This is a genomic window from Cedecea davisae, assembly GCF_044095835.1.
Lineage (GTDB): Bacteria > Pseudomonadota > Gammaproteobacteria > Enterobacterales > Enterobacteriaceae > Cedecea > Cedecea davisae.
The window spans coordinates 537,809-560,614 of record NZ_CP172054.1; the positions used below are offsets into that span (position 1 = coordinate 537,809).

General features: G+C 54.6%; 24 protein-coding genes and 1 tRNA gene. 10 read left to right on the top strand and 15 right to left on the bottom strand.

Annotated features, from left to right (window positions below):
- Positions 1–11 precede the first annotated feature (11 nt).
- Positions 12–1,877 carry a bifunctional glutathionylspermidine amidase/synthase gene (gss, locus tag ACG1VR_RS03045; protein ID WP_395490185.1) on the top strand — a complete coding sequence of 622 codons (1,866 nt, stop codon included), beginning with the start codon at positions 12–14 and terminating at the stop codon, positions 1,875–1,877.
- A 225-nt stretch (positions 1,878–2,102) separates the two neighbouring features.
- On the top strand, positions 2,103–4,529 hold the full coding sequence (locus ACG1VR_RS03050; RefSeq protein ID WP_395490186.1) for a glucose/quinate/shikimate family membrane-bound PQQ-dependent dehydrogenase: 2,427 nt from the start codon (positions 2,103–2,105) through the stop codon (positions 4,527–4,529).
- A 203-nt stretch (positions 4,530–4,732) separates the two neighbouring features.
- On the opposite strand, the gene ACG1VR_RS03055 is transcribed toward ACG1VR_RS03050, so the two are convergent.
- Positions 4,733–4,808, bottom strand: a tRNA-Phe gene (locus ACG1VR_RS03055).
- A 433-nt stretch (positions 4,809–5,241) separates the two neighbouring features.
- Between ACG1VR_RS03055 and ACG1VR_RS03060 the strand changes: the two genes are divergently transcribed.
- A complete protein-coding gene (locus ACG1VR_RS03060) occupies positions 5,242–7,377 on the top strand; it encodes an ornithine decarboxylase (RefSeq protein ID WP_395490187.1) in 2,136 nt (711 codons plus the stop codon).
- A gap of 161 nt (positions 7,378–7,538) precedes the next feature.
- Here the strand turns inward: ACG1VR_RS03060 and mltC are convergent, their stop codons facing one another.
- From mltC to mutY, 3 genes are read right to left on the bottom strand one after another with little or no spacing between them, the layout of a single operon-like run.
- Positions 7,539–8,618, bottom strand: a complete 1,080-nt coding sequence (mltC, locus tag ACG1VR_RS03065; protein ID WP_115586331.1) for a membrane-bound lytic murein transglycosylase MltC — start codon at positions 8,616–8,618, stop codon at positions 7,539–7,541.
- Positions 8,619–8,661: 43 nt separating this feature from the next.
- On the bottom strand, positions 8,662–8,937 hold the full coding sequence (locus ACG1VR_RS03070) for an oxidative damage protection protein (protein ID WP_016538178.1): 276 nt from the start codon (positions 8,935–8,937) through the stop codon (positions 8,662–8,664).
- 2 nt (positions 8,938–8,939) lie between these two features.
- Complete coding sequence (gene mutY, locus ACG1VR_RS03075) at positions 8,940–10,028, bottom strand: A/G-specific adenine glycosylase (protein ID WP_039898818.1); 1,089 nt, start codon at positions 10,026–10,028, stop codon at positions 8,940–8,942.
- A gap of 149 nt (positions 10,029–10,177) precedes the next feature.
- Here mutY and trmB point away from each other — a divergent pair, with 149 nt between their 5' ends.
- The 4 genes from trmB to ansB all read left to right on the top strand — a co-directional run bounded on the left by trmB (position 10,178) and on the right by ansB (position 13,395).
- Entirely contained in the window at positions 10,178–10,897 is a 720-nt protein-coding gene (trmB, locus tag ACG1VR_RS03080) for a tRNA (guanosine(46)-N7)-methyltransferase TrmB (protein WP_016538176.1), read from the top strand.
- Positions 10,897–11,223: a YggL family protein gene (locus ACG1VR_RS03085; RefSeq protein ID WP_016538175.1), complete on the top strand. Its 327-nt coding sequence runs from the start codon at positions 10,897–10,899 to the stop codon at positions 11,221–11,223. Before trmB ends, ACG1VR_RS03085 begins: the two co-directional genes overlap by 1 nt.
- A 69-nt stretch (positions 11,224–11,292) precedes the next feature.
- The gene (locus ACG1VR_RS03090; RefSeq protein ID WP_172568995.1) at positions 11,293–12,009 is read left to right on the top strand and encodes a DUF2884 domain-containing protein; all 717 of its coding nucleotides are present in this window, start codon (positions 11,293–11,295) and stop codon (positions 12,007–12,009) included.
- A 339-nt stretch (positions 12,010–12,348) separates the two neighbouring features.
- The gene (gene ansB, locus ACG1VR_RS03095; RefSeq protein WP_395490188.1) at positions 12,349–13,395 is read left to right on the top strand and encodes an L-asparaginase 2; all 1,047 of its coding nucleotides are present in this window, start codon (positions 12,349–12,351) and stop codon (positions 13,393–13,395) included.
- Positions 13,396–13,442: 47 nt separating this feature from the next.
- Here ansB and hemW read toward each other — a convergent pair whose 3' ends face one another.
- From hemW to ACG1VR_RS03120, 5 genes are read right to left on the bottom strand one after another with little or no spacing between them, the layout of a single operon-like run.
- Complete coding sequence (gene hemW / locus ACG1VR_RS03100) at positions 13,443–14,579, bottom strand: radical SAM family heme chaperone HemW (protein ID WP_016538172.1); 1,137 nt, start codon at positions 14,577–14,579, stop codon at positions 13,443–13,445.
- The gene (locus ACG1VR_RS03105; RefSeq protein WP_172568997.1) at positions 14,572–15,165 is read right to left on the bottom strand and encodes an XTP/dITP diphosphatase; all 594 of its coding nucleotides are present in this window, start codon (positions 15,163–15,165) and stop codon (positions 14,572–14,574) included. The genes hemW and ACG1VR_RS03105 overlap by 8 nt, the downstream gene beginning before the upstream one ends.
- Positions 15,166–15,179: 14 nt before the next feature.
- Positions 15,180–15,479 carry a DUF167 family protein YggU gene (gene yggU / locus ACG1VR_RS03110; protein ID WP_039898816.1) on the bottom strand — a complete coding sequence of 100 codons (300 nt, stop codon included), beginning with the start codon at positions 15,477–15,479 and terminating at the stop codon, positions 15,180–15,182.
- A complete protein-coding gene (locus ACG1VR_RS03115) occupies positions 15,476–16,030 on the bottom strand; it encodes a YggT family protein (RefSeq protein ID WP_016538169.1) in 555 nt (184 codons plus the stop codon). Before ACG1VR_RS03115 ends, yggU begins: the two co-directional genes overlap by 4 nt.
- A gap of 24 nt (positions 16,031–16,054) precedes the next feature.
- Positions 16,055–16,759: a YggS family pyridoxal phosphate-dependent enzyme gene (locus ACG1VR_RS03120; protein ID WP_016538168.1), complete on the bottom strand. Its 705-nt coding sequence runs from the start codon at positions 16,757–16,759 to the stop codon at positions 16,055–16,057.
- Positions 16,760–16,776: 17 nt separating this feature from the next.
- Between ACG1VR_RS03120 and ACG1VR_RS03125 the strand changes: the two genes are divergently transcribed.
- From ACG1VR_RS03125 to ACG1VR_RS03135, 3 genes are read left to right on the top strand one after another with little or no spacing between them, the layout of a single operon-like run.
- On the top strand, positions 16,777–17,802 hold the full coding sequence (locus ACG1VR_RS03125) for a type IV pilus twitching motility protein PilT (protein ID WP_395490189.1): 1,026 nt from the start codon (positions 16,777–16,779) through the stop codon (positions 17,800–17,802).
- Positions 17,803–17,862: 60 nt separating this feature from the next.
- Entirely contained in the window at positions 17,863–18,045 is a 183-nt protein-coding gene (locus ACG1VR_RS03130; protein WP_395490190.1) for a type II toxin-antitoxin system HicA family toxin, read from the top strand.
- A gap of 23 nt (positions 18,046–18,068) precedes the next feature.
- Entirely contained in the window at positions 18,069–18,524 is a 456-nt protein-coding gene (locus tag ACG1VR_RS03135; RefSeq protein WP_039898815.1) for a type II toxin-antitoxin system HicB family antitoxin, read from the top strand.
- Positions 18,525–18,529: 5 nt separating this feature from the next.
- Here the strand turns inward: ACG1VR_RS03135 and ruvX are convergent, their stop codons facing one another.
- The 6 genes from ruvX to ACG1VR_RS03165 form a co-directional block, all read right to left on the bottom strand.
- Positions 18,530–18,949: a Holliday junction resolvase RuvX gene (gene ruvX / locus ACG1VR_RS03140; RefSeq protein ID WP_016538164.1), complete on the bottom strand. Its 420-nt coding sequence runs from the start codon at positions 18,947–18,949 to the stop codon at positions 18,530–18,532.
- Positions 18,949–19,512 carry a YqgE/AlgH family protein gene (locus tag ACG1VR_RS03145; RefSeq protein ID WP_016538163.1) on the bottom strand — a complete coding sequence of 188 codons (564 nt, stop codon included), beginning with the start codon at positions 19,510–19,512 and terminating at the stop codon, positions 18,949–18,951. The genes ruvX and ACG1VR_RS03145 overlap by 1 nt, the downstream gene beginning before the upstream one ends.
- A gap of 148 nt (positions 19,513–19,660) precedes the next feature.
- Complete coding sequence (gshB, locus tag ACG1VR_RS03150; RefSeq protein WP_395490191.1) at positions 19,661–20,608, bottom strand: glutathione synthase; 948 nt, start codon at positions 20,606–20,608, stop codon at positions 19,661–19,663.
- A gap of 12 nt (positions 20,609–20,620) precedes the next feature.
- Positions 20,621–21,352: a 16S rRNA (uracil(1498)-N(3))-methyltransferase gene (rsmE, locus tag ACG1VR_RS03155; RefSeq protein WP_016538160.1), complete on the bottom strand. Its 732-nt coding sequence runs from the start codon at positions 21,350–21,352 to the stop codon at positions 20,621–20,623.
- 98 nt (positions 21,353–21,450) lie between these two features.
- Entirely contained in the window at positions 21,451–22,158 is a 708-nt protein-coding gene (endA, locus tag ACG1VR_RS03160; protein ID WP_016538159.1) for a deoxyribonuclease I, read from the bottom strand.
- 92 nt (positions 22,159–22,250) lie between these two features.
- Positions 22,251–22,766: a SprT family zinc-dependent metalloprotease gene (locus tag ACG1VR_RS03165; RefSeq protein ID WP_071704115.1), complete on the bottom strand. Its 516-nt coding sequence runs from the start codon at positions 22,764–22,766 to the stop codon at positions 22,251–22,253.
- Positions 22,767–22,806: the final 40 nt, after the last annotated feature.

Genomic DNA, 22,806 nt, shown 5'->3' on the forward strand with positions numbered 1-22,806 from the left:
AGGTTGGATACATGCATACAGTAACACCAGATAGTGATGCGCCTTTTGGGACGTTGTTAGGCTATGCCCCGGGCGGCGTAGCGATTTACTCTTCTAATTACGGCAGCCTCGACCCGCGAAACTACCCCGAAGATGCCGAGTTCCGTAGCTACATCGGCAACGAATACATGGGCCACAAATGGCAGTGCGTTGAGTTCGCACGCCGTTTCCTGTTTCTGAACTATGGCTTTGTGTTTACCGACGTTGGCATGGCGTGGGAAATCTTCTCTCTGCGCTTTTTACGCCAGGTAATCAACGACAATATTCTTCCGCTTCAGGCGTTTGCTAACGGCTCTAAACGTGCGCCTGAAGCCGGCGCGCTGCTTATCTGGCAGAAAGGCGGTGAGTTCGATGAAACCGGGCATGTAGCCGTTGTTACCCAGCTTGTGGGGAATAAAGTACGCATTGCCGAACAGAATGTCATTCACGCCCCTCTACCTGCCGGGCAGCAATGGACGCGCGAGTTGACCCTGGTTGAGCAGGACGGCCTCTACACCCTGCAAGATACCTTCGAGGATACCTCGATTCTTGGCTGGATGATCCAGACTGAGGATAGCGAACACAGCCTTCCACAGCCCGATATTGGCGGAGATGCGTTAAAAATTGGCGGCGCTCGCCTGGCTAATAAACGGCAGTTCGACGGTAAATGGCTGAATGAAAAAGATGCTTTACAGCGGGCTTATATCGGGGCGAATGGCCACTTTATTAATAAAGATCCCTGCCAGTATTTCACCATTACCGAAACCGCAGAGCAGGAGCTGATTAAGGCGACCAACGAGCTGCATCTGATGTACCTCCATGCAACGGATAAAGTGTTGAAAGACGATAACCTGCTGGCGCTTTTTGATATTCCGAAAATCCTCTGGCCGCGCCTGCGGTTGTCCTGGCAGTGGCGTCGGCACCAGATGGTTACCGGGCGCATGGATTTCTGTATGGATGAGCGCGGGTTGAAGGTTTATGAGTACAACGCCGATTCTGCTTCCTGCCATACCGAAGGTGGATTGATCCTCGAAGAGTGGGTGAAAACGGGCTATCGCGGAACCGGACACAACCCGGCGGAGGGGCTGCTTGAAGAGCTAACGGGTGCATGGAAGCACAGCAGTGCCAGGCCGTTTGTTCATATTATGCAGGATAACGACTCCGAGGAAGATTACCACGCCCTGTTTATGCAGCGTTCGCTGATGCAGGCCGGGTTTGACACCAAAATCTTGCATGGTCTCGGCGAGCTGAGCTGGGATGCTGCGGGGCAGCTTATTGATAGCGACGGGCGGCCGGTCAACTGCGTATGGAAGACCTGGGCGTGGGAAACGGCCATCGAGCAAATTCGTGAGGTAAGTGAAACCGAATATGCGGCGGTACCGATACGCACCGGGCATCCTCAGAACGAGGTGAGGCTGATTGACGTGCTGCTGCGCCCGGAGGTGCTGGTGTTTGAGCCGCTGTGGACGGTTATTCCGGGAAATAAAGCTATTCTGCCGGTGCTGTGGCAGCTGTTCCCGAACCACCGTTACCTGCTGGATACCGACTTCGAAGTCAATGAGCTGCTGGCAAAAACCGGCTATGCGGTAAAACCGATAGCCGGGCGCTGTGGGAGCAATATCGACCTTATCAGCCACCACGATGAACTGCTGGATAAAACCAGCGGCAACTTTGTGGATCGCAAGAATATTTACCAGCAGCTGTGGTGTCTGCCAAACGTAGACGGCAAGTATATTCAGGTATGCACCTTTACCGTCGGCGGAAGCTACGGTGGCACCTGCCTGCGCGGGGATGATTCGCTGGTGATTAAGAAAGAGAGCGATATCGAACCGCTGATTGTGGTGAAGGATAAGCAGTAACCGGTTGTCGGAACAGGGGTAATAGAGCCAGGAGGGGCGACTGCACCGCAGGCGTTTATCAAGATAAATGTGCGGTAGGCTAGCGCCCTGAACCTCCAGACAGGTGAACGATTATGTTAATAACCGCACCGAAGGTTAATTATATGTAAAGTTTTTAGGATGTTTAAGGTAGAAACCTTCATTCGAAAGGCGTTAAGATTCGCCTAAGTTTCTCGGAGAATCACTATGAATGAAAATTCCTCCCGCCGCACCGGTTGGCTGGGTATCTACTGTCTGTTTTTGTCAATCATCCTACTGGCGTTCAGCCTGGCCTTTATCATTGGGGGTATTAAATTAGCCTCCTTAGGGGGTAGCTGGTATTTTCTGATTGCCGGTATTGTGTCTTTAATTTCCGCAATACAATTTTTCCGTCGTAAATCCTCAGCAGTTATGGTCTTCGCTCTGGTATTTGCAGGGACCCTGCTTTGGTCTTTATACGATGCCGGAATGGATTTCTGGCCGCTGGTGTCACGTTTGATGGTACCCGCAGGCCTGCTGCTGTTGGCTGCTGTCGCGTGGCCTGGGCTGCGTAAATCTGAAGGGAAAAAGGCCCGTGCCAAAGGGGCGTACGGCGTTTGTGCAGTATTAATCATTGGTATAGGCGCGACCTTTATTCAAATGTTTCAGCCTCATCCGACGGTGGCATTTAAAGGGGAAGAGTTACCTTTGGTGCCGGTAAATAAGGGCCAGCAACAGCAAAACTGGGATCATTACGGTAATACAGCGGGGGGGAGCCGATTTGTTGCTCTCGATCAGATTAACCGCGATAATATTCAACAGCTTAAGCCTGTCTGGACCTATCACACCGGTGATATTCCTTTAAGCCCGGATGGTAATGGTGCTGAAGATCAGCAAACGCCATTACAGGTCGGCGATCGTGTATTCCTTTGCACGCCGCACAATAACGTCATTGCAGTTGATGCAGATACCGGGAAAGAGATCTGGAAAGCTGAAATTAATGCGAAATCCGCTATCTGGATGCGGTGTCGTGGTCTCGCTTATTTTGATGCTACCAAACCGGTCGCAAAACCTACGATTTCAGGTTCTTCCCCTGTTATTGAACCTAAAGTCGCCTCGGGTGCAGCTTGCCAGCGCCGTATTCTGATGAACACCATCGACGATCGTCTGATTGCGCTCGATGCTGATAACGGCCAGTACTGCCCTGATTTTGGCCATAACGGCACCGTTAGTCTTTTAGAGGGTATGGGGAAAGCGGACGATCCGAGCTATGTCGTGACTTCAGCACCGACACTTGCCGGTACAACCGTGGTGGTCGGTGGGCGCGTGGCTGACAACGTCAGCACAGACATGCCAGGCGGTGTTATCCGTGGTTACGACGTGATTACGGGAAAACTGCGCTGGGCGTTTGATGCCCGTAATCCTGATCCAAACCATGTTCTGAAGCCTGGTGAGCAATACATGCGCAGCTCCGCTAACTCCTGGGCTCCTATGTCCTGGGATGCGGACATGAACACCGTATTTATCCCAATGGGAAGCTCGTCTGTTGATTTATGGGGCGCAGATCGTATTCCTGAAGACCATAAATACGCCACGTCGATACTGACGCTGGACGCCACTACCGGCAAAGAGAAATGGGTTTATCAAACGGTCCACAATGACCTTTGGGATTTTGATATTCCCATGCAGCCGAGTCTGGTGGATTTCCCTACGAAAGAGGGTAATAAACCCGCTGTTGTGGTCGGTACGAAAGCCGGACAAATTTTTGTCCTGGATCGTCTGACGGGTAAACCGTTGACCGAAGTTCGTGAAGTGCCGGTCAAAAAATCAGATATTCCTAACGAGCAATATTCCGCCACGCAGCCGAAATCGACCGGGATGCCACAAATCGGGGCTGAAACGTTAAAAGAATCGGACATGTGGGGAGCTACGCCGTTTGACCAGCTAGCCTGCCGTATCAGCTTTAAATCTATGCGCTATGACGGTCTCTACACCGTGCCGGGCACAGATGTATCACTGAGCTATCCGGGCTCTCTTGGCGGTATGAACTGGGGAGGTCTTTCTACCGACCCGAACAATCACTATATCTTCGTGAACGATATGCGGCTGGGGCTGTGGGTTCAACTGATTAAGCAGGATCCGCAAAGCGCGGTAGCGAACACGGGTGGCGAAGCGGTCAATGCGGGAATGGGGGCCGTTCCAATGAAAGGAACGCCGTATTCCGTGAATAAAAATCGCTTTATGTCACCGCTGGGCATCCCGTGCCAAAAACCGCCGTTCGGTACGCTCTCTGCCATTGACTTGAAAACCCAAAAAGTTGTCTGGCAGGTACCTGTAGGCACAGTGCAGGATACGGGGCCATTTGGTATAAAAATGCGGATGAAAATGCCGGTGGGTATGCCAACTCTCGGAGGTACTTTGGTGACTCAGGGCGGACTGGTGTTTATCGCTGGTACGCAGGATTACTATCTACGAGCCTTCAATTCCTCAACAGGCGAGGAAGTCTGGAAGGCTCGCTTGCCGGTGGGGAGCCAGGGGGGACCCGTCAGCTACGTCTCACCGAAAACGGGTAAACAGTATATTTTAATCTCAGCGGGAGGGGGACGTCAGTCACCGGATCGCGGTGACTATGTGATTGCCTACGCTCTTGACTAAGTGATAAAAAAATCATTACCCACCTCCCATGGAGGTGGGTGTCAGATGATACGAGTACAAAAACGTCGGGAACGTTTTTGAACAGCGCTTGCGCTGGCCCGCAGGGTGGGTATCAGGTTCAGGCGAATAATTGAACTTGTTCGATAAAGAGTCCATACGCCAGAAAGCAAAAAACCAGCCCGTAGGCTGGTTTTTCTAAATAGTGGTGCCCGGACTCGGAATCGAACCAAGGACACGGGGATTTTCAATCCCCTGCTCTACCGACTGAGCTATCCGGGCAACGGGGCGCATTAAACCGTAAACCCTATTCCGCGTCAATCGCTTTGTTGCATAAGGCCGTTCGTTTGCATGATTTATGTGCTGGCTGTTACAGAGTTCAGGTTGAACCTGCCGAAAGAAGGTGCCATGATTGCGCGAATTTTCTTATCCACCACGGGGCGCTTTGATGTTCACTCTCAATTCCCACGCATCTTTCGGGATAGCGCTCGTCCGTGCAGTTATTTCCTTCCGAAGTCCCTTGCTCGCCATGCGGTGAGGGCAACGTATGCTCGCTGCAGGACAACAGTAAAATCAGGGCTGACCTGGTTTTACTGATGTCTGGCGGTCGGAGTGGACTCACACCCTAAGACCTTCAGAACGCCTTCACCGGGGAACTTTCCCTTTGCCGTGCCGGTTGGCACTCACTCATCCTTGAAGACGGGGATTTGTGCTTATGAAATCATTGAAAATTGCCGCAAGCCACGACGTGGTGGCATTACTCTCAACTCATCGCGAAGTGGTCACGCTTGCCGATACCGACTTTACCGATGTTGCGGCAGTTGTCATCTCCATTGCGGACAGCCGCAGTGGCATTCTGGCGCTGTTGAAGCGAACCGGCTTTAATCTGCCGGTATTTATCTTCAGCGAGGGCATTGTGGAAGAGCTGCCCGAAGTTACGGGCGTGATTAGCGGTAAAGCACAGGATTTCCTGGAGCTGGAAACCGCGGCCAGCGACTATGAAGAAGACCTGCTGCCGCCGTTCTTCAACACCCTGAGCAAATATGTGGCGATGGACAACAGCACTTTCGCGTGCCCCGGCCATCAGCACGGTGAGTTCTTTAAAAAACATCCGGCTGGCCGCCAGTTCTTCGATTTCTTCGGTGAAAACGTATTTCGCGCCGACATGTGTAATGCCGACGTCAAGCTGGGCGACTTGCTGATCCATGAAGGTTCTGCCAAACACGCGCAGAAGTTTGCCGCAAAAGTCTTCCATGCCGATAAAACCTACTTTGTTCTGAACGGGACATCGGGCGCGAATAAAGTGGTGACCAATGCGCTGTTGACGCGCGGGGATTTGGTGCTGTTTGACCGCAACAACCATAAATCAAACCATCATGGCGCATTGATTCAGGCCGGAGCGACGCCGGTTTACCTGGAAGCCTCCCGCAATCCATTTGGTTTTATCGGCGGGATTGATGCCCACTGTTTCGAAGAAAAACATCTGCGTGAGCTGATTGCAGAAGTCGCACCGGAACGTGCAAATGAGGCCCGGCCATTCCGCCTGGCGGTTATCCAGCTTGGCACCTACGACGGTACAATCTACAACGCGAGGCAGGTGGTGGATAACATCGGCCACCTGTGTGACTACATCCTGTTTGATTCAGCGTGGGTGGGCTATGAGCAGTTTATTCCGATGATGGCGGACTGCTCGCCGCTTCTGCTTGAGCTGAACGAGAACGATCCGGGAATTTTTGTGACCCAGTCGGTTCACAAGCAGCAGGCCGGTTTCTCGCAGACTTCGCAGATCCATAAAAAAGATAACCATATACGCGGGCAGGCTCGTTTCTGCCCGCATAAGCGGCTGAATAACGCCTTTATGCTGCATGCTTCAACCAGCCCGTTTTACCCGCTGTTTGCCGCGCTGGACGTGAACGCCAAAATTCACCAGGGCGAAAGCGGGCGCCGTCTTTGGGCTGAATGCGTGGCTCTGGGGATTGAAGCGCGCAAGGCGATCATCGCTAACTGTAAGATGATCAAACCGTTTATTCCGCCGGAAGTCGCGGGGCGCCCGTGGCAGGATCATCCAACGCAAACGATAGCCCAGGAACGTCGTTTCTTTAGCTTCGAGCCGGGCGAGCGCTGGCACGGATTTGAAGGCTATGCGAAGGATGAATACTTCGTCGATCCCTGCAAGTTGCTGCTCACCACGCCGGGGATCGATCCGCAAACGGGTGATTACACCGAATTTGGCGTACCGGCGGCGATCCTCGCTAATTATCTGCGTGAAAACGGGATTGTGCCGGAAAAAGCCGATCTCAATTCTATTCTGTTCCTGCTTACTCCGGCCGAAAGCGCCGAGAAAATGGCCCAGTTGGTGGCAATGCTGGCCCAGTTTGAGCAGCATATTGAGGACGACACGCCGCTGGCGGACGTGCTGCCAACCATCTATCAGAAATACCCGGTGCGCTACAAGGGCTACACGCTGCGCCAGCTCTGCCAGGAGATGCACGACCTGTACGTCAGCTTCGAGGTGAAAGAGCTGCAAAAGGCTATGTTCCGCAAGCAGAGCCTGCCGAAAGTGGTTATGAACCCGCAGGATGCGAATATCGAGTTTATTCGCGGCAACGTCGAGCTGGTGCGCCTGAGTGAGTCAGAAGGGCGCATTGCTGCCGAAGGCGCTCTTCCTTACCCGCCTGGCGTGCTGTGCGTGGTGCCGGGAGAGGCGTGGGGCGGTGCGGCGCTGCGCTATTTCCTGGCGCTGGAAGAGGGCGTGAACATGCTGCCGGGCTTCTCGCCTGAGCTACAGGGTGTGTATAGCGAGACGGATGCCGATGGGATTAAGCGGCTGTATGGGTACATGTTGAATTAAGAGGAAATTGCCCCTCACCCCGGCCCTCTCCCCAGAGGGGCGAGGGGGTAAACGAGCTTCCAGAAGATCCCTCTCTCCAGTGGTGCGAGGGGGCAAACTTGCTCCCAGAAGATCCCCTCTCCCTTTTAGGGAGAGGGTTAGGGTGAGGGTAACGTTCTGGACTATCGCCGACGGTAGCTCTTCTGCGCGGTATTCACCTTATAAAGATAATGGCGAGACTCAGCAGAAGGATGGCGAGTGGTCAGCGTCTGGTAAACGTCGCCCGGATCCATGCTGTTGATCAGATTAAACGCCTGAGTCTTATCGTTTGAGAACACTCTAAGCACGCTGCCCGCGCCGCCGTTATAGGCGGTAATCACCGCATAGCGGCGTGAGGTCGGGTTATCAATCTGCCCCAGATAGCTGTTCTGCAAAATCGCCAGGTAAGCGGTGCCGGTATCGATGTTGCTCTCCGGGTCGAACAGATAGCTGCGGCTCGGTTTACCCCATTTCCCCTGCGCTTTAAACACATCTACCCCGGCGCTGTGCTGAACAACCTGCATCAGGCCCAGTGCGTCCGCGTGGCTCACCGCATAAGGGTTAAAGCTCGATTCGGTCTGCATGATTGCCAGAATCAGCGACTCATCCACGCCGTATTTCTTCGAGGCTTTGCGCACCATGCCGATGTATTTATGGGCACGTTTATCGAGGTGGTTTGGCACCAGGTTAATGGTAACGCTATACACGATTTTCAGGCCGGTACTGCGGCTCTGAAGACGAGTTTTTAGCAGGTAGTCGGCAAATTTCGACGCGCGACCTTCCCAGCGAATAGGCTGCCCGGTGTTGTCCACCACCTGTCCGTAAAGAAATGGCTCTTTGGAGATAAGCACGTCGTTGGCGTCGGAATAGAGGTCGATAGAACCCGGATCGTCGCCCATCAGCAGGGTGGTAATGATGGCCTGGCGCAGGTGCGCAGCCGGGTCAGTTCCCGCAATGGTTTCAACGGTAATCGTACCTTCGTCGAAGTTAATGTGGCTGCGGGTCAGGTACTGATCGGTATATTTGACATAGTCTTTAGGACCGGCGATCAGCACCTCTTTCATGCCCCAGATATTTTCGATGTTGTTGGCAAATTGCCCCATCAAAATATCAAACCCGTTGGTGTCCTTTATATAAGCTTCGTTATAAGAATCACCGTCTCTTTTACTGGAACAGGAGATGAGTAACGGAGCCACGAGGGCCAGCGCGAGAAGTTTTTTCATCATTCCGTGTATGCGTGTTGTGTTTGCAAAAAGAGGCCGACGGTTACTGTTTTTCCGGCGGGGTAAAGCCTTCGATGTGGACGTCTTTCCCTTCAAACAGGAAGTTGACCATCTCGTTTTCCAGCTCTTTACGGTGTTCCGGGTTCATCATGCTCATCTTTCTTTCGTTGATAAGCATCGTCTGTTTAGTCTGCCACAGCGCCCAGGCTTCTTTAGAGATTTCGTTATAGATTCGCTTGCCCAGCTCGCCAGGGTAGAGTTGGAAATCCTGGCCTTCAGCATCGCGCTGCAGGTAAGTACAAAAAATAGTTCTGCTCATTATTAATCCTCTTCTGCGGCTCGGACGGGCGCTATAGCGACCGGTTCGACGCGTAATTGTTGTAACAGGCGCTCCACGGGAGCAGCCAGTCCGACGGATGGCGGCTGGGCTAAGTTATACCAGAGAGCCGCTCCTTCATCCATGCAGCCGCCCGGCGACGACACCGGAAGCCACATAGGCACAATATCCAAATGGAAATGGCTGAAAGTATGGCGGAAGGCGGTTAGCTGGGTGAGATTATCCGATGGAATTCCCCGCTGTTCCAGCCAGTTATGCAGCGCCTGCTCGTCCGTAAATTGCGGGAAGCAGAACAGCCCGCCCCACAGGCCCACGGCAGGGCGCTGAGCGAGGAAGACCTCGTCGCCCTGTTGCATCATTAACATATAGCCAGTGCGCTCGGGCAGCGTAACCTTAGGTTTTTTGCCGGGATAGTTGGCCCAGCTATGGTTGGCGTAAGCCATGCAGCCGTTGCTCAGGGGGCAAAGCTCGCATTTCGGTTTTGAGCGAGTGCAAACCATCGCCCCCAGGTCCATCATCGCCTGGTTAAACTGGCTAACGCCTTTGGCCGGCGTTACCTGCTCGCTGATTTCCCACAGGCGTTTTTCAACATCTTTTTTGCCCGGCCAGCCCGAAACGGTATAGCAGCGAGCCAAAACGCGCTTAACGTTGCCGTCCAGAATGGGGAAGTGTTTACCCAGCGAAAGCGAAAGAATCGCTCCGGCTGTAGAACGCCCAACGCCCGGGAGGTCGGCTACTTCGTCATAGGTTTCCGGGAACACGCCACCGTGTTTATCGGCAACCTGCTGCGCGGCTTTGTGCAGATTGCGCGCACGAGCGTAATAGCCCAGGCCGGTCCACAGGTGCAGCACCTCATCCAGCGGAGCGTTGGCGAGGTCGGTAACGGTTGGGAAGCGCGCCATAAAGCGTTCAAAGTAGGGGATAACCGTCGCGACCTGCGTTTGTTGCAGCATCACTTCCGAGAGCCAGACTTTATAAGGCGTTTTTTCCTGCTGCCACGGCAGAGTTTTGCGCCCATACTTGTGGTACCAGTCGAGTACCTGTTGGGCAAATTGAGGCGCTTGCATCGTCAATGCTGGGCATCCGGCAAAGGGTGAATAAGGCTGCCGATTCCAGCACAGAGCGTTAAAGCTGTAAACCGGAACTTTCCTGTGCTTGCTTCTCATGCTTAACTTTGGATAATGCCCGTTTCCCGAACACTAAGCGAAGCGTTAACGAAATCATGAAGAATGACGTCATTTCACCGGAATTTAATGAAGAAGGCCGCGTGCTGCGCCGTATCCGCAGCTTTGTCCGTCGCCAGGGGCGTCTGACGAAGGGCCAGCAGCATGCGCTGGATAACTACTGGCCGGTGATGGGCGTTGAGTTCCAGGCCGAACCAGCCGATTTTGGCACCCTGTTTGGCCGTGAAGCGCCGGTCACGCTGGAGATAGGCTTTGGTATGGGAACTTCGCTGGTGGCGATGGCGCAGGCGAACCCGATGCACAACTACCTCGGAATTGAAGTGCACTCGCCGGGCGTGGGCGCCTGCCTGAGCACCGCGCATGAAGCTGGCGTAGAGAACCTGCGCGTAATGTGCCACGATGCGGTAGAAGTGCTGGAAAACATGATTCCTGACAATTCTCTGACCATGGTTCAGCTGTTTTTCCCTGATCCATGGCACAAAGCGCGCCATAATAAACGCCGTATCGTTCAGGCTCCGTTTGCCGACCTGGTGAAACGCAAGCTGAAGCTGGGCGGCGTGTTCCATATGGCAACCGACTGGGAACCTTATGCCGAACATATGCTCGAAGTGATGTCCTCTATCGAAGGGTATAAAAACCAGTCGGAGAGCAACGACTACGTACCGCGTCCGGACACGCGACCGGTAACCAAATTTGAACAACGTGGCCATCGTCTTGGCCACGGCGTATGGGACTTAATGTTCGAGAGGGTGAAATAATGGCAAAGAATCGTAGCCGTCGTCTGCGTAAGAAAATGCATATCGAAGAGTTCCAGGAACTGGGTTTCTCTATTGCCTGGCGCTTCCCGGAGGGCACTTCCGAAGAGCAAATTGATAAAACCGTGGACGAGCTGATCGCCGAAGTCATTGCGCCAAACAAACTGGCGTTTGACGGCAGCGGTTATCTGGCCTGGGAAGGGCTGGTGTGCATGGAAGAGATAGGCAAATGCACCGAAGAGCATCAGGCGCAAATTCGTAAATGGCTTGAAGAGCGCAAGCTCGAAGATATTCGCATCAGCGATCTGTTCGACGTCTGGTGGGATTAAGCATTAGCAAAAAACAGGCTGGTTAATTAACCGGCCTTTTTTTCAGGAGCTGAATTTTCAGGAGAAAACATGATCCGTAAGCTTCTTTTAGGCGCGCTGCTGGTAACCGCCGCCTCGGCGCACGCAGACTATCAGTGCAGCGTGAACCCGCGTGATGACGTGGTTATCAGTCCGCAGTCCGTTCAGGTCGTTGGCGAGAACGGTAATCTGGTTATTGCCCCTGACGGTAGCGTTCAATTCAACGGCGCGCAGAAAACGCTGAACGCCGCCCAACGCCAACAGGCGCTGAATTATCAGAAATCTCTGCGCGCGGATCTTCCGTGGATCGATAACGGCGCTCGCTCGCGGGTGGAGAAAAGCCGCATCGCGCTGGACGGCATTATTGCTAAAGAGGTGGGCGAAAGCAGCAGCATGCGCGGCCGTCTGACCAAGCTGGATGCTCAGCTCAAAGAGCAGATGAATCGCATTATCGAACGCCGCCAGGATGGTTTGACCTTCCACTATAAAGCTATCGATCAGGTGCGGGCGGATGGGCAGCAGCTGGTGAACCAGGCGCTGGGCGGGATTTTGCAGGACAGCATTAACGAAATGGGCGCGCAGGCGGTTCTGAAGGGCGGCGGTAACCCGTTGCAGGGCGTGCTGGGTAGCCTGGGCGGGCTGCAAACCGCTATTCAGAAAGAGTGGAATAATCAGGAAGCGGATTTTCAGAAGTTCGGTAAAGATGTGTGTGACCGTGTGATCACCCTCGAGCAGAGCCGCAAGGCGCTGGTGAGCGGGCTTAAGTAATTCAGAGGCCGGCTCTCTCCCGGCCGGTTCCAACATGGCGGCTGTTCGGTTTACCCGCAGAACTGAACTCCGCCTTTTCAGTTATCCTGGCTTATCCGCTAAGCATGGCTTTGTAACAGACATATCGACAATATAAGAACCAACACTTTTTCCCGTCAGCGCAAAAGATAAAAAATGGAATCCCGCTTCCTGCGATTTATTAATATTTTCTTTTTATTGGTTTCTGTATCTAATAATCGTGATTATTAGAGAGCGTTTATCTGGTTAATGGGCTGTAGTCACATTATTCATCTTTGATGCTGGGATAATGCGGCAAATTCACATAACTGGAGAATTAAAATGAAGTTTTTTGGAAAAATAGCGCTTCTCACAGTAGTTATGGGGTTCAGCGGTGCAGCCCTTGCTTTGCCTCATGTCACTATTTTGGCAACCGGCGGCACTATTGCCGGAGGCGGTGATTCGGCAACGAAATCTAATTACACCGCCGGTAAAGTCGGCGTAGAGAATTTGGTTAACGCGGTACCGCAGCTAAAAGATCTGGCGGTGGTGAAGGGCGAGCAGGTCGTTAATATCGGTTCGCAGGATATGAACGATCGGGTCTGGCTGACGCTGGCGAAGAAAATTAACACCGACTGCGATAAAACCGATGGATTTGTTATTACCCACGGTACGGACACGATGGAGGAAACCGCCTATTTCCTCGATCTCACGGTGAAATGTAATAAGCCGGTGGTTCTGGTAGGCGCGATGCGTCCGTCGACCTCGATGAGCGCCGATGGCCCATTTAACCTCTATAACGCGGTGGTCGCGGCCGTTGACCCGCAGTCTGCCAACCGTGGGGTGATGGTCGTAATGAATGATACCGTGCTGGATGGGCGTGACGTCACCAAAACCAGTACTACGGATGTTGCGACGTTCAAGTCCGTCAACTTTGGTCCGCTGGGCTATATCCATAATGGCAAAATTGACTATCAACGCACCCCGGCGCGTAAGCACACAACGTCCACGCCGTTTGACGTATCGACGCTGAGCGAGCTGCCGAAGGTGGGTATTATCTATAACTATGCTAATGCCTCTGACCTGCCGGTGAAAGCGCTGGTGGACGCTGGCTATGAAGGGATCGTTAGCGCCGGTGTAGGCAACGGTAACCTGTATAAGACCGTGTTCGATACTCTTGCGACCGCCGCGCACGAGGGGACCGTTGTGGTTCGCTCATCGCGAGTGCCGACAGGTTACACCACCCGTGATGCGGAAGTGGATGATGGGAAGTATGGTTTTGTCGCCTCTGGTTCGCTGAACCCGCAAAAAGCCCGCGTGCTGTTGCAGCTGGCGCTGACTAAAACCAAAGATCCGAAGCAAATTCAGGAAATGTTTAACCAGTACTGATCCGTACGCCCGCCCTGGCCGTTCAGCCAGGGCATCACAGGAAGAGGTTACTCGGCAAGGAACAGCTCAAGCAGGGAGTTTAAAAACAGCTTCCCGTGCTCGGTTATCTGCCAGTACTCATCCGTTTCAGTCATATAGTTTTTCGCCATCGCCTCATCCAGCTGCGGGCGAATTGTCGCTTCATCCAGCCCGGTATACAGCGTGAATTCGCTGCGAGGCGCGGCTTCCAGCAGGCGGAAGCGGTTCATAAAGAACTCAAACGGCTTATCTTCCAGCGCCACGTCGTGCTGGCGATCGAGATATTTCCCTTCCATATAGCCGCGAGGATGGCGAGTTTTGGCGGTACGCATAATACGCCCATCCGGGAACGTCACTTTGCCGTGAGCGCCGCAGCCGATGCCGAGATAGTCACCAAAGCGCCAGTAATTCAGGTTGTGCTGGCACTGGTAGCCCGGTTTTGCATAGGCCGAGGTTTCATATTGCCGGTATCCCGCAGCGGTTAACAGCTTGTCGCCCTGCTCGAAGATATCCCACAGCGCATCGTCATCCGGCAATTTTGGCGGCCGTGAGCTAAACAGCGTATTCGGTTCAATCGTCAGCTGATACCAGGAAAGGTGTGGGGGATTCAGTTCAATCGCCTGGCGCAAATCGTCCAGTGCTTCTTCCAGAGACTGGTCCGGCAGGCCGTGCATCAGGTCCAGGTTAAAGCTGCGCAGGCCGAGACCGCTGGCAAGGTTTGCCGCTCTTTTCGCTTCACCTGAGTCGTGAATGCGCCCGAGGCGTTTTAGTTTCGGCTCGCTGAAGCTCTGCACGCCGATGGAAATTCGGTTCACGCCCGCTTTCTGGTAGCCAACAAAGCGGTCTGCTTCTACCGTGCCCGGGTTGGCTTCCATGGTGATTTCCGCGTCATCTGCCAGTTTTAAGCGCGAACGAACGCCGTCCAGCAACATCTGCATGGCCTCGCTGGAGAGCAGGCTTGGCGTACCGCCACCGATAAAAATGGTCTTTATTTCACGCCCTTGTGCCAGCGGCACATCGCAGTCCAGGTCACGTAGCAGATGGCCAACGTATTCTTCGTGCGGCACGTCGCCCTTTAGCGCGTGGGAGTTGAAGTCACAGTACGGGCACTTCTGTACGCACCAGGGGATGTGAATGTAGAGACTCAGGGGTGGCAAATTAGCCATTACGCATTGCTTCCAGTAACAGTTTCAGCGCTTGCCCACGATGGGAAATCGCGCTCTTTTCTTCGCGGGTCAGCTCCGCCGCCGTTTTACCTGCGGACGGAACATAGAAAATAGGATCGTAGCCAAAGCCGCCCTGGCCTGCCGATGTCTGAGCGATAACGCCCGGCCAGCTGCCGTGGAACACCAGTGGCGTTGGGTCTTCGGCGTGGCGCATATACACCAGCACGCAGTGGAACTGAGCCTGGCGTTTATCGTCGGGTACATCTTTCAGGGCAACCAGCAGCTTCTCGAGATTCTGCTGGTCGGTTGCCTCTTCGCCCGCATAGCGTGCGGAATAAATGCCCGGCGCGCCGCCCAGCGCGTCCACCGCCAGGCCGGAGTCGTCGGCAAGCGCCGGTAGCCCGGTAACTTTAGCCGCATGGCGAGCCTTCAGAATGGCGTTCTCAATAAAGGTCAGTCCGGTCTCTTCCACCGACTCTACGTTCAGCTCGGTTTGTGCCACCACATCGAGGCCAAAATCCGCCAGCAGGCTGGCGAGTTCACGCACTTTACCGGCGTTCCCGGTAGCTAATACGACTTTTTGCATAGCGAATCCTGTATTTATTCGAGGGGTTCAATCAATGCCGCGACTTCCGTCGGGATTTGCTGCGGGCCAATAATTTTAACTTGTTTATGGCGGCCAAGGTCACCTTTCTCTATCACCACCTGGCCTTTAGCGACCCGGAACTGCTTTGCGAGGAACTTCACCAGGTGGGCATTGGCCTGCCCGTCAACCGGCGGAGCGGTGATGGCGACTTTTAATTCGTCGCCATGCACGCCAACCAGGCTGTCGCGGCTGGCCTTCGGCTGAATATACAGCCTTAGCACCAGCCCGTCGGGCAGTTGAGTCACTGGACTCAAAGCGCGTACCAGAGACCCGGGAACAGATCCATACCGAGGTAGTTCAGCGCATAGAGGATAAGAATGACCACCATTGCCGAGAAGTCGATGCCGCCCATGGCAGGCAGAATACGGCGGATTGGCGCCATCATCGGCTCGGTCAACTGCATCAGCACATATTCAACCGGGCTGCGGCCCTGGCTTATCCAGCTCATCAGAGAGCGGATAATAATCACCCAAAATACCAGCGTACCGGCGGATTTCAGCAGCGACAGCACGCCGATGACTAAATTAAACGGATCCAGCGAAAGGCCGCCGGACTGAATCAGCAGCAGAATCGGGTACTTCAGCGTGGTGAGAATAAAAGCCACCAGCAGGGACGATGTATCAATCGGCCCGATTGACGGAATAACGCGGCGCAGCGGCCCGATAACGGGCTGGGTAATTTTTACAATAAATTGGGCAAACGGATTGTAGAAATCACAGCGCGCCCACTGCATCCAGATGCGGATAAGCAGCACCATTACGTAAAGCTCAATCAGGGTTTTGACCAGGAAAGTCAACGTTAGCATGGTGTTCCTCAAAAATGATGGTGATTAACGAGCGGAATAATCCCGCGCGCCGAAAATAGCGGTTCCAATGCGCACCATGGTGCTGCCTGCGGCTATCGCGGCTTCCATGTCATCGGTCATGCCCAGAGATAATGTATCTACCGTTGGGTAACGGTGTTTAAGCGCTTCGCAGGCCTCCGCCATCTGGCGGCAGACGGCAAACTGGCGCTCGTAATCGGGTTCCGGAGCCGGGATGGCCATCAGCCCCCGCAGCGTCAGGCCCGGCAGGGCAGCGACTTCTGCTGCCAGCTGTTCCAGCTCGCTTAACGCGATGCCGGACTTGCTCTGCTCATCGCTGATATTTACCTGAATCAGCACATTTAAAGGCGGCAGGTTTGGCGGGCGCTGCTCGCTTAAGCGGCTGGCAATACGCAGCCGGTCAACGGTATGGCACCAGTCAAAATTCTCCGCCACCAGGCGACTTTTATTCGACTGCAACGGCCCGATAAAGTGCCACTCCAGCCCTTCAACGCCCTGCTCAGCAAAGTGGTGAATTTTATCCACGCCTTCCTGAACATAGTTTTCGCCAAAGGCAGAATGCCCCGCCGCAATCGCTTCTGCGATGGCGCTCGCAGGCTTGGTTTTGCTTACTGCAAGCAGAGTAACTTCTTCGGGGGATCGGCCGCAGCGTGCCGCAGCGGCTGAGATCTTCCCGTGAACCTGTGCCAGATTGTGCGCTATCTCATTCATGATCGTTGGAGAGTGATATGGATATCGAAGAAATTGTGGCCCTTAGTGTAAAGCATAATGTCTCCGATCTACACCTGTGCGCGAGTCAACCGCCGCGCTGGCGAAGATGTGGCAGGCTGGAGCTATGTCCGGAAGCGGCCCCTGAGGTTGAGTCGCTCCTTAATATCTGGCTTGCCGAAGAGCAGCGGCGGCAGCTTGAACAAACAGGGCAGCTTGATTTTGCCCTCACGCTTGAGAGCGGTCTCCGCCTGCGTGCTAACGCTTTTCGCCAGCGTGAGGGGTACTCTCTGGCGCTTCGCCTGCTGGCATCATCCTGCCCGTCTCTCGAAGAGATTGGCACTCCGGCGCTTGTTGCCCGACTTTTACAGGAGCAGGAGGGGCTTGTGTTGGTCACCGGCGCGACGGGGAGCGGCAAGTCCACCACGCTTGCGGCAATGATCCAGCATCTGAATCACCACGCTGATTACCATGTTTTAACGCTCGAAGACCCGATTGAATTTATTCACTCCTCCGCCAGATGCCTTATCCAGCAGCGCGAGCCAGGAAGCCACTGTGAGAACTTTGCGGCCGGGCTTAAGGCCGCTCTGAGGGAAGATCCCGACGTTATCCTGCTGGGTGAACTGCGGGACAGCGAAACCATTCGCCTCGCACTTACCGCTGCCGAAACCGGGCATCTGGTATTAGCCACTCTGCACACGCGCGGAGCTACGCAGGCGGTTGAGAGGCTGGTTGACGTTTTCCCGGCCGAAGAGAAAAGCCTGATTCGCACCCAGCTTGCCGGCAGCCTGAAAGCGGTGCTGGCGCAGAAACTGGTAGCCGCCAGCGGCGGCGGAAGGGTGGCGCTGTACGAACTGCTGGTGAACACCCCCGCAGTGGCTAATTTGATACGCGAAGGTAAAACCCATCAGCTACCGGGCGCGCTGCAAACCGGCCAGCAGCACGGCATGCAGAATTTTTCCCAAAGCGAGGCGCAGCGGCAGCGTGAAGGAAAAATTGCTGAAGATGACCGGGCAGTCGGCGGGCTATGGGAGAAGACATTTTGAACGCTTTTATTGCTTTTGTGTGTATTGGTGTGTATTTTGGTTATCGTTCTGGAGGTCAGCATGACTTCCGCTGAGCTGATAAAGGAATTGAAGGATGCAGGTTACGAACCCGTCAGGCGTTCGGGAGGCAGCCACTGGATCTGGTGGTCGCCTGATACCGGAAAAACGTTCCCGATCCCTCATCCCAAAAAGGATTTGCCCATCGGTACTGTCAAATCCATTCGTAAAATGGCGGGTATTTAGCCTGCCGCTGCCGGAGGTTGATGATGTTTTTTTCTGTTGGTGTGGAGTTACCCGCAACTGAAAACGAAGCGTTTGGCCTGGTTGTACCCGCGTTATGCAACGATGATTTTGGCTGCGTGTCGGCGGCAGATACCCAGGCTGATATTGCGCCGATGGTGCAGGATGCGGTGCTGTCGATTGCCGATTTAATGGTGGAGAGCGGAAAGGATATTACTCAGCTCCGCGATGCCGGGCCTTTTGCTTATGCGGCAAACCCGGACTACGCCTACTGCACCCAGTGGTTACTGGTCGATGTGGATTTGTCTGCGCTGGAAGGGAAGCAACTGCGGCTAAACATTATGCTGCCGGACGCGCTGCTGCGGCGTATTGACTCCCGGGTGAAGCAGCCTTCATCAGGCTACCGGGACCGCAGCCATTTTCTGGCAATTGCCGCGAGGCATGAACTGCAGAGCGCAGGTAACGACGCGCCCGACAGGTAAACCCGTTAAGGGTTATATTCAAACCAGCTTTCGAGAATGATAACGGCGGAAGCCGAGTCGATGCTGCCTTTGTTCAGCGCACGAAAACCGCCGTGCTCAAACAGCCCGGCGCGAGCCTCTACCGTGCTCAGGCGCTCATCCTGCAATGAAACCTTAACGCCAAAGCGGCCATGCAGGCGGTTTGCGAACTTACGTGCGCGCGCCGTAAGCGGCTGTTCGGTGCCGTCCATATTCAGCGGCAGGCCAACCACGACTTCTTCCGGCTGCCACTCTTTCAGAATTTTTTCTACCGCGTTCCAGTCCGGCGTGCCGTCCTGAGCTTTTAGCGCGGTTAACGGGCGGGCGGTGCCGGTAATTCTCTGGCCAATGGCTACGCCGATGCTTTTGGTGCCAAAATCGAAGGCCATCAGGGTTCCGCTGCTCATCAGGCGTGCCCCGCTTCGTTTGGCATATTGTGGATGTCGATACCGATAAGGCGAGCTGCCTCGCGCCAGCGTTCGGCTATCGGGGTGTGGAACAGGATTTCCGGAGCTGCCGGGGCCGTTAGCCACGAATTCTCCAGAATCTCCTGCTCAAGCTGGCCTTTCTCCCACGAGGAGTAGCCCAGCGCCACCATCACTTCTTTCGGTTGCTTAGCGGTGCCGAGCGTCTCAAGCACATCACGAGAGGTGGTAATCACCGTGTCGTCTGAAATACGAATGCTGGAGCCAAACGAGTCCGGCGTAGAGTGCAGAATAAAGCCGCGGTCTTCCGCCAGCGGGCCGCCGATAAACACCGGTTTGTCGAGGCGAATACTACTGTCGCGCGGTTCAGGTTCGATTTTCAGCTTTTCGAGAACGCCTTCAACCTGAAGGTTTTCCAGCGGCTTATTGATGATAATCCCCATCGCGCCTTCATCGTTGTATTCGCAGATATAGACTACGGAGCGCTTAAATAAGGGGTCCTGGAGAGCCGGCATGGCAATAAGAAAGTGATGCTGTAAATTCATTGTCAGAGGTTCTGATCCCGGTTGAAAAAGCGGCAGTGGCTGCGCGAAGAGTGCTCAGTTTATCACTAATGAAGGAGTGCGGGCTACCCGGCCGGCCGCTGAGCCGTAGCGAGTTAAGCGGCGGGCGGCAAGGCGCCCGCCGTCACGCTTAGTTAGCCAGGCGCTTTTCGATGGCGTCAAACAGCATGCCGGTAATAGAAACCGGGAACTCCGCTTCGATTTCGCGAATGCAGGTCGGGCTGGTGACGTTAATTTCGGTCAGGCGGTCGCCGATGATATCCAGGCCAACAAAAATCAGGCCCTTCGCTTTCAATGTCGGTCCAACGCGGCGGGCGATTTCCCAGTCGCTTTCGGTCAGCGGGCGAGGTTCGCCGCGGCCACCTGCGGCCAGGTTACCGCGAGTTTCGCCGCCCTGCGGAATACGTGCCAGGCAGTATGGAACCGGCTCGCCGTCCACTACCAGTACGCGTTTGTCGCCGTCTTTAATCGCCGGCAGGTAATTCTGCGCCATGCAGTAGCGGCTGCCCAGCTCTGTCAGCGTTTCTGCAATCACGCCGATATTTGGGTCATCCTGCTTCACGCGGAATATTGACGCGCCGCCCATGCCGTCCAGCGGTTTCATGATGATGTCGCCGTGCTGCTGCCAGAAGGCTTTAAGCTGCGCCTTGTTGCGGGTGACCAGCGTTTCCGGGGTCAGGTCAGCAAACCAGGCGGTGAACAGCTTTTCGTTACAGTCGCGCAGGCTCTGCGGCTTGTTGACGATCAGGGTGCCTTTTTCTTCAGCGCGCTCAAGGATGTAGGTGGCATAGATAAATTCGGTATCGAACGGCGGATCTTTGCGCATCAGGACAACGTTCAGGTCGGCCAGGGCGATGTCCTGCTCGGTGCCGAACTCGTACCATTTATCGTAGTTTTGCTCGATGCTAAGCAGCCGGGTGCGGGCGCGCGCTTCGCCGTTGTTCAGATACAGGTCGGCCATTTCCATATAGTGCAGCTCATAGCCGCGACGCTGCGCTTCCAGCAGCATAGCGAAGCTGGAGTCTTTTTTGATGTTGATGTGTGCGATGGGGTCCATCACGATGCCGAGCTTGATCATTGTTGTTCTCCTTTAGCCCAGGTCGCCAAAGCGCACCTGCAAGGCGGTAATGGCGGTGAGCGCGGTGGTCTCAGTACGCAGAACGCGCGGTCCCAACAGAATATCAGTAAATTGATGGTTCGCGGTCATGGCAATCTCATCGGCGGTTAAGCCGCCCTCCGGGCCAATCAGCAGGCGTACCCGCTCTACGGGCTGCGGCAGGGTATTAATACTGGCGCTGGCGCGCGGGTGCAGGTTGAGCTTCAGCGCGTCATCTTGCTCGGCGCACCAGGCGTCCAGCTCCATCGCGGGGCGTACTTCAGGCACCCGGTTGCGGCCACACTGCTCGCAGGCGGCGATGGCGATTTTCTGCCACTGCTGAAGCTTTTTATTCAACCTTTCGGCATCCAGTTTTACCCCACAGCGTTCGGAAAACAATGGGGTAATCACGTTGACGCCCAGCTCGACGGCTTTCTGGATGGTAAATTCCATCTTTTCTCCACGCGACATCACCTGGCCCAAATGCAGCCAGAGCGGCGATTCGCGGTCGTCCTCGCTGGCGGCAAGCACTTTCACTCGAACGGTTTTTTTATCCGCCTGAACTATCTCAGCGTCAAATACCTGGTTACTGCCGTCGAACAGTTGAACGGCCTGCCCGGCGCCCATGCGCAGTACGCGGCCAACGTGGTTAGCGGCGTCTTCGCAAAGCGCAATATCCTCGCCGACGGAAAGGGGCTCAGGGTGATGGATGCGGGGTATACGCATGGTTTATAAGATCCGAATGCAGAGGCAAACATGTTTCAGCCTCTCTATGCAAAGAGAGGCAAGATTGCACGGTAATAGAAGATGACCGCTAGTGTAGGTTAGCTGTTTCGCGCCTGGCAAGCCCGCAGCACATATGGGTTATGGTTACCCTGAACTTTGGCAATACGCTCGTCGCGTTCGCATTCCCAGTCGGTGACCGGATAGCGCTTATCCCAGGCCTGGAACAGTTGGGTCTGCTGGCGTGAAAGTGAGAGCTGGTACTGGTCACGCATGTAGAAGTAGGTGCGGGCGATGGCGCCGCGTGCGCGTTCCGGCGGCTCGGCAACTTTATCTTTAAAATCAACCTTCATTGCGCACTGGCCGTACTGGCCTTCGCCGCCGTTCCACTGGCTGTACATAAAGTTATTTCTGTCGGCGTTCACCTCGCCTACTGCGGGTTGCAGGTTGTGCATATCGCTTTCAATCTTGCGGTATACCGGGTCTTTACCGCAGTTTTTACGCCCGCCATCCTGCCAGCATTGCAGCAGGTGGCCGAACTGCCAGGCCGGCATGACGTGTTCCCATTCAATACGCGTGGCGCGGTTTTCATTTTTCCGCACCTTATACCCGCACGATTCAAGATCGGGGACGCCTTTTTTACCCTGCCAGCTAATTTTGCAGCCGCAATAGAAATCGCCCGGTGCGTCGGCATTAACCTTAACGCCGGCCGTTTTGGCCTGTGAGAAGCTATTGATACCCGTGCTGAATGCGGAGAAAGAGCTGATGGCTGCAACGAATGCAACAGCCAAAGAAAATTTGCGAGACATTTCCAGAATCCTTGCTAAAACGTGTCCGCACCCTACCTGATCGTTTATCCAGTTTCAATCAGTGAGGGCGGAAAATTTTTCTGGAATAGTTATTAATTACAGTGAGTTGTAACATCAGGCTTTAACAATTGACCACAGCGCGTACAGCGATATTCGGCTTCGCCACGCAGCACGCGGTTATGGCGGCGTACGGTGAGCTGATGCTGCTGGCAGGGGCAACGATAGGGGAAGGTGTTCTTGCGTACCGACTCGACTTCAAACTGGTGGGTGCGGCGAGCCGGAACGCCGAGCACGGTTTCCATCATCCACTTCCACTCTTTGCCGTGCGGCGCGACGCGGCCAAAATGCTTCCAGACCAGCAGGTGAGCAAGCTCATGAGGCACCACTTCCTCAACAAAAGCCTGTTGGTTTTCCATCAGCAAAACGGGATTGAGGCGGATTTCATAGCTTTCGAGCCACGCGGTACCTGCCGCGGTTCCACGCTGCTGATACACCACTTTGGGTTCGGGGTAGCTACGGCCCAGATGCGAGTTCGCCTGCTGGAGTTTTTCTCGCAGGCAGCGCATAACGGCCTGCTGAATGGCAATGGGGAGTCGGGGGGCTTTCATAGCGGCAGAGAATAAAGTGGGTGGAGGCAAGGTGCAAGCC